This is a genomic window from Streptomyces sp. WAC04114 (genome assembly GCF_019733245.1).
In the GTDB taxonomy this organism is placed as follows: Bacteria; Actinomycetota; Actinomycetes; order Streptomycetales; family Streptomycetaceae; genus Streptomyces; species Streptomyces massasporeus_A.
Genome location: NZ_JAIGQA010000291.1, coordinates 1 through 5,663, shown reverse-complemented (window position 1 = coordinate 5,663; position 5,663 = coordinate 1). Strand labels below are relative to the sequence as shown.

The 5,663-nt window shown below is 73.0% G+C and carries 6 protein-coding genes, 1 tRNA gene and 1 pseudogene; 5 read left to right on the top strand and 3 right to left on the bottom strand.

Going from position 1 to position 5,663, the window contains the following annotated elements; genetic code table 11:
- The 4 genes from K4G64_RS38045 to K4G64_RS38030 form a co-directional block, all read left to right on the top strand.
- Window positions 1-1,257, top strand: a 1,257-nt coding sequence (locus tag K4G64_RS38045) for a S1C family serine protease (RefSeq protein WP_260461538.1), incomplete at its 5' end; no start/stop codon positions are given.
- Window positions 1,258-1,320: 63 nt separating this feature from the next.
- A tRNA-Ser gene (locus K4G64_RS38040) sits at window positions 1,321-1,407 on the top strand.
- A gap of 128 nt (window positions 1,408-1,535) precedes the next feature.
- Window positions 1,536-1,916 (top strand): hypothetical protein, encoded by a 381-nt coding sequence (locus K4G64_RS38035; protein WP_221760429.1) that lies wholly within the window; start codon window positions 1,536-1,538, stop codon window positions 1,914-1,916.
- A 72-nt stretch (window positions 1,917-1,988) separates the two neighbouring features.
- Window positions 1,989-2,759 (top strand): glycosyltransferase family 2 protein, encoded by a 771-nt coding sequence (locus tag K4G64_RS38030; RefSeq protein WP_374206509.1) that lies wholly within the window; start codon window positions 1,989-1,991, stop codon window positions 2,757-2,759.
- Here the strand turns inward: K4G64_RS38030 and K4G64_RS38025 are convergent.
- The 3 genes from K4G64_RS38025 to K4G64_RS38015 all read right to left on the bottom strand — a co-directional run bounded on the left by K4G64_RS38025 (window position 2,754) and on the right by K4G64_RS38015 (window position 4,308).
- Complete coding sequence (locus K4G64_RS38025) at window positions 2,754-3,515, bottom strand: PIG-L deacetylase family protein (protein ID WP_221760428.1); 762 nt, start codon at window positions 3,513-3,515, stop codon at window positions 2,754-2,756. The two genes, K4G64_RS38030 and K4G64_RS38025, sit on opposite strands and share 6 nt — an antisense overlap.
- 9 nt (window positions 3,516-3,524) lie before the next feature.
- Window positions 3,525-3,746, bottom strand: coding sequence for a ferredoxin (locus K4G64_RS38020; RefSeq protein ID WP_221760427.1), 222 nt, complete (start codon window positions 3,744-3,746; stop codon window positions 3,525-3,527).
- A gap of 94 nt (window positions 3,747-3,840) precedes the next feature.
- Window positions 3,841-4,308, bottom strand: a complete 468-nt coding sequence (locus K4G64_RS38015) for a hypothetical protein (protein ID WP_308122600.1) — start codon at window positions 4,306-4,308, stop codon at window positions 3,841-3,843.
- A 413-nt stretch (window positions 4,309-4,721) separates the two neighbouring features.
- Here K4G64_RS38015 and K4G64_RS38010 point away from each other — a divergent pair.
- Window positions 4,722-5,663, top strand: a pseudogene (locus K4G64_RS38010) (ATP-binding protein); the annotation flags it as partial.

Genomic DNA, 5,663 nt, shown 5'->3' with positions numbered 1-5,663 from the left:
GGTTGCTGGTACGACGAACCCCAGCCGCCCGGACCGGACCCGGAACCGCCGCCGCCGAGCGCCCCCTACGGCGACGGCGGTTCCGGGTCCGGTCCGGGCGGCTGGGGTTCGTCGTACCAGCAACCGGCGCCGAAGTCCGGCCGCGGGCGCGGTGGTCTGGTCGCCGCGGTCCTGGTGGCCGCGCTGGTGGCGGGCGGCATCGGCGGCGGTCTCGGCTACGTGCTGGCCAAGGGCAACGACGAGAGCACCGGCTCCACGACGGTCTCGGCCTCCGCGAACGGCGGTGACGTCAAGCGCGAACCGGGCACGACGGCGGGTGTCGCCGCCAAGGCGCTGCCGAGCACGGTCACGATCTCGGCCGAGAGCACCAGCGGCGAGGGCGGCACCGGCACGGGCTTCGTCTTCGACAAGCAGGGCCACATCGTCACCAACAACCACGTGGTGGCGGACGCGGTGGACGGCGGCAAGCTCACGGCGACCTTCCCGACCGGCAAGAAGTACGACGCCGAGGTGATCGGCAACGCCCAGGGCTACGACGTGGCGGTCATCAAGCTCAAGGACGCCCCCTCCGACCTGAAGCCGCTCACCCTCGGCGACTCGGACAAGGTGGCCGTCGGCGACTCGACCATCGCGATCGGCGCCCCGTTCGGCCTCTCCGACACGGTGACGACAGGCATCATCAGCGCCAAGAACCGCCCGGTGGCCTCCAGCGACGGCAGCGGCAGCCAGGCGTCGTACATGAGCGCCCTGCAGACCGACGCCTCGATCAACCCGGGCAACTCCGGCGGTCCGCTGCTGGACGCGCAGGGCAATGTCATCGGCATCAACTCCGCGATCCAGTCCACCGGCAACGGCGGCTTCGGCACCGGGCAGTCGGGCTCGATCGGCCTGGGCTTCGCCATCCCGATCAACCAGGCCAAGTACGTGGCTCAGGAGCTGATCAAGAACGGCAAGCCGGTGTACGCGAAGATCGGCGCGTCCGTCTCCCTGGACGACAGCTCCGAGGGCGCGCAGATCACCGACCAGGGCGCGGGCGGCGCGGCACCGGTCGAGCCGGGCGGCCCGGCCGCCAAGGCGGGCCTCAAGCCGGGCGACGTCATCACCAAGCTCGACGACCGGGTGATCGACTCCGGCCCCACGCTGATCGGCGAGATCTGGACCCACCAGCCCGGTGACAAGGTCACGATCACCTACGAGCGCGGTGGCAAGCAGCACACGGTCGACGTCACGCTCGGCTCCCGCGTCGGCGACAACTGACCCCCACCCGCCCGCACCGACCCGTTACCCTTGTCCCCGCGCCGCCGATCACGGCCGGCGCGGGGAGGCGTGCCCGAGCGGCCGAAGGGAACGGTCTTGAAAACCGTCGTGGCAGCGATGTCACCGTGGGTTCAAATCCCACCGCCTCCGCGCAGGTCATAGCTGTGGCAGTACGGAAAGGGGCGCCTCTCGCCGAGAGGCGCCCCTTTCCGCGTGGGGCAACGGCGGCGGGCTCTGCGCCGTCTTCAGGCGTGAACCCCCACGACGCCAGGAGTGCCATGACGAACACCAAGGCCCGGACCGCCGCGATGATCACCCCTGTCGGGCAGGAAGCCCAGGACGAGGCGAAGGTGCTGGCGCGGGAGGGGCGGGAGGGCAAGGCCGTCCGGCGGCTGCGCAAGGACTCGTGGCTCAAGCGGGGGCCGGCGCGAGAGGCCCTGGAGCTGCTGGTCGCCGGGCGGGAGCTGCCCACGAGCAGTGGTCAGGCGCTGGAGGCCCTGCGCTCGCTCGATGCCCCGCTGGTCGGGGAGCTGACCGCGCTGCTCGACAGCGGCAAGCAGATCGCCGCGGTCAAGCTGCTGCGCGAGCGGACCGGGATCGACCTGGCCGGCGGCTATCACCTCGTACTGGAACTGGGCGGCCGGCCGGGCGCGCACTGAGCACTACGAGCGGCCGGCCGGGCGCGCACTGAGCACTACGATCACCAGGGCGTGCCGGTCGCAGAAGGGTGGGTGAGCGTCGCCGTGAGTCGGCGCATCGTCGTCGTAACCGCCGTGCACGGCCCCCACGCCCGGTTCCTGCCGGAGGCCTACGCGTCGTTGTGCGCGCAGCGGCTTCCCGAGGACTGGGAGTGGCACTGGGTCGTGCAGGAGGACGGGGAGAGCGAGGACGTCGGGCCGTACGTGCCGAAGGACGCTCGCGTGACGTTCCGGCAGGGGCGGGCCGGGGGGCCCGGTGTCGCGAGGACCATGGCACTGGCCCACGGGGACGGGGCGTACGTGAAAGTCCTCGACGCAGACGACCAGTTGGCGCCGGGCGCGCTCGCGCGGGACCTCGCCGTGCTGGAAGGGGACCCGGACCTCGGGTGGGCCACGTCCCGGGTGCTCGACCTCCTGCCCGACGGGTCGACCGTCGGGTTCCCGGGCGATCCGGACCAGGGGCCGATAGAGCGCGGGGCGGTGCTCGCGCACTGGAAGGCGAACGGCTTCCTCGCCCAGGTGCATCCCGCCTCGCTGTTCGTGCGACGGGAGTTGCTGCTGGCCCTGGGCGGCTGGATGGCGCTGCCCGCCTCGGAGGACACGGGGCTCCTGCTGGCACTGAACGCGGTGAGCCGGGGCTGGTTCTCGGGGGAGGTGGGCCTGCTGTACCGCAAGTGGGACGGTCAGGTGACCGGCCAGGCGGCCCACACGGACCGGGCGGAGCGGGAAGTGCGGATGGCCGTCGTGGAGGCCAGGGCCAGGGCGCTGTCCCGGCTTCGGTGGGAGGCCTCGGCTGCTCTATGAGAGCAGCTCGGTCTGCGCCGGGGCCGTCGGTGCCAGGTCGTGGCGGGTGTAGTACTCCGTGCCGAGCAGCCGTTCCCGTTCGGTCGCCGGAAGGGCGGCGAGAAGGCCCGGCGCGGCTCCCCGCGCCACCTCCGTGCGGTGGGCCAGGATCGCCGCGACCTTACGGTCCAGCCAGGGGGTGACGTCGACGGTGGCGGTGACGCGCTCACCGGGGACCGTGCGCAGCGACTTTCCGACGGCGGCCAGGTGCCCACCCCAGGCCTCGACCGCCGCGTGGGGGTGCGTGGACAGATACAGGGTGCTCGGCTGCCAGGGCTCTCCGGCGTCCGGGTAGAGGCGTTCCAGGCCGGCGGCGTGGACCGCGAGCGCGGTGACGCGGTGGGTGTGCACATGGTCCTCGTGGCCGTTCAGGCCGCCGTAGGCGTCATGGGTGACGACGATCTCCGGGCGGAAGTCCCTGAGGTGTGCGACCAGTTCCCGCACCGCCTCGTCCAGCGGGGCGTCGCACCAGCGGGCTCTGCCCGGAGCCGAGTGCGGGACCCGGGAGTCGGCGTAGCCCAGCATGCGAGGGGCGCCCGCGCCCAGGATGTGGAGTGCCTCGGTCAGTTCCGCGGCGCGAGGGGTGTCCGCCGACCAGGTCGCCGTGACGACCGCCGTGCGCGCGCTCTCGGACGCGTGGCGGGCGAGGACGCCGCCCGCGTACAAGGACTCGTCGTCGGGATGGGCGAAGACCGCGAGCAGGCTCGGTGTCGGCATCCGTTCCCGCTACGGCTGGCCCGGCGCCGGTGCCGGCGGCGGTGTGTCGGTGATGCTGATCGCCTGGCTCGGGCACTTCTCGATCGCCTCCAGGACCGACGGGTCCTCGCCCGTCTCCTCGTGGCCCGGGCGGACGACGCCGAAGCCGTCGACGAAGTCGAAGACCGCCGGGGCCCGGTGGGCGCACTCGGCGGAGCCGTAGCAGAGGTCGCGGTCCACGAAGACCTTCATGCCCCTTTGTCCCCCTCCTGACGGCATCGGGACCAGGAACCCCAGGGCCGTCGGGAGTTGACTGCCCAGCCGGACGCGGGCTGAACCCGGTCGGTCACCGTGTGCCTCCGGCGGCCGCCAGCCAGTGGGCGACGCGCCGTACGGCGGCCTCGTCGAGTCGTTCGACCAGGGCCCGGACGGTCGTGTCGTCCTCGGGGGAGAGGTCGTAGAGGCCCGCCTTGGTCAGGCCGGCCAGGAGGACCTGGTGGCGGCGGCCGGTCATCCGTTCCGTGAGTTCGGCCGGTTCGGCGGGGGAGGGCTCGGGAATGGGCTGAGAAGTGGTGGTTCGGCGCTGCGGGGTGTCGAAGCGGTGCCATGCGCCGTCCCTCGGTCCCCACAGGGTGACCGTCACCTCGTCGCCCCGTGCGCGCAGGGTCTGGGTCATCTCGCCGAGGGCGTACTCCACGGGCGTGCGGTGGGGCGATTGCGCGGCCGTCCGCCAGGAGCCCGTGGACGGGCGGTAGAACATCGCGACCCAGCGCGGGGCACCCTGCGGTCGTGGGCTCTCGGGACGTGACTCCACTGCGCTCACCCCTGTACATCGCTGCGGAAGCGGTACGGCAGGGCGACCATAGCTGACGGGTCGTCAGTTTTCCAGGGTCGGTCGGGTGGGTCTGCCGGGTGGGAGTGCAGCGTCCGCCCGGGGTGCGGAGCGGGGTCCGTCGGGGGTGCGGGGCAGGGCCCGTCGGGGAGGCTCACCACGTCGTCCGGTACCGGTCCCTCCCCTCGTGGGGACCGGTACCGAACGGTGGAGCTGCCGTCGTCCGGCTCGGACGGAAGCTGTCCGGGTGGGTGCTGACTTGCGTCCGGATCCTGCCATTTCCGGCCACGGAGGAGGAGGTTCCGGCGCTTGGCGGACGGTATCGCCGCAGGTCAGCCATATAGAGTGAGTTTTCCGGTCCGGACGTCCAGGCGTGGAAGTAAGGAGCTGAGACCTTGAGTTCCGACTCGGGGGCACGCACCGCCTTCGCGGAACGCCTCGCACTGCTGTACAAGGAAGCCGGCAATCCTCCCCTCAAGCGGGTGTCCGAGGCGGTCGTCCGGCTCCAGCGCGTCGACGAACGCGGGCGGCCCGTGCGAGTGTCCGCCCAGCGCATCAGCGACTGGCGGCGGGCCCGGAACGTACCCGCACAGTTCCCCGCCCTGGCGGCGGTGCTGCACGTGCTGATCCCCGACGCGCGGCGCTCGCGGCCGACTCCGGTCTCCCCCGGTCTGTACGACCTCGGCCATTGGCAGCGGCTGTGGGAGCGCGCGGTGGCCGACCCGGTCGGCGAGCGTCCCGCGGCGGCCGCGTCGTCCGCCGCCGAGGAGCGGCCGCGGACCGCGGACGAGACCGCGTCCGCGCCCGGCGGGGTGTGCCCGTACCGCGGGCTGGCCTCCTACCGTCGGGAGGACGCCCGGTGGTTTTTCGGCCGGGAGCGGAGCACGGACGCGCTCGTCACTCAGCTCGGTGCCGTCGCGGGGGCCGGGGGGCTGGTCATGCTCGTGGGCGCGTCGGGGGCGGGGAAGTCCTCGCTGCTGAACGCCGGTCTGGTGCCCGCCCTGCGGGACGGCGCGCTGGGCGGTGACGACGGCGACGGCGCGGGCGACGGGAGCGGCGACGGGAGCGGGCGGGCGCGAGAGGTCGTGCAGCTCGTACCCGGCGGCGATCCGCTGGCGGAACTGAGCCGGTGCATCCCCGAGCTGGCGGCCGTCATCCGTACGGGGTTCTCGGCCTCGATCCCGACCGGGGGAGCCCCGGTGCGGCCGCCGGAAGCAGAGGAATCCGATGCCGCAGTCGCGGAGCGGCCCCGACCCGGATCCTCCGCCGCGTCCCTCGCAGAGCGCCTCCGCCCCGGATCCCACCTCCGCCACGGATCCTCTGACGCCGGGCGCCCC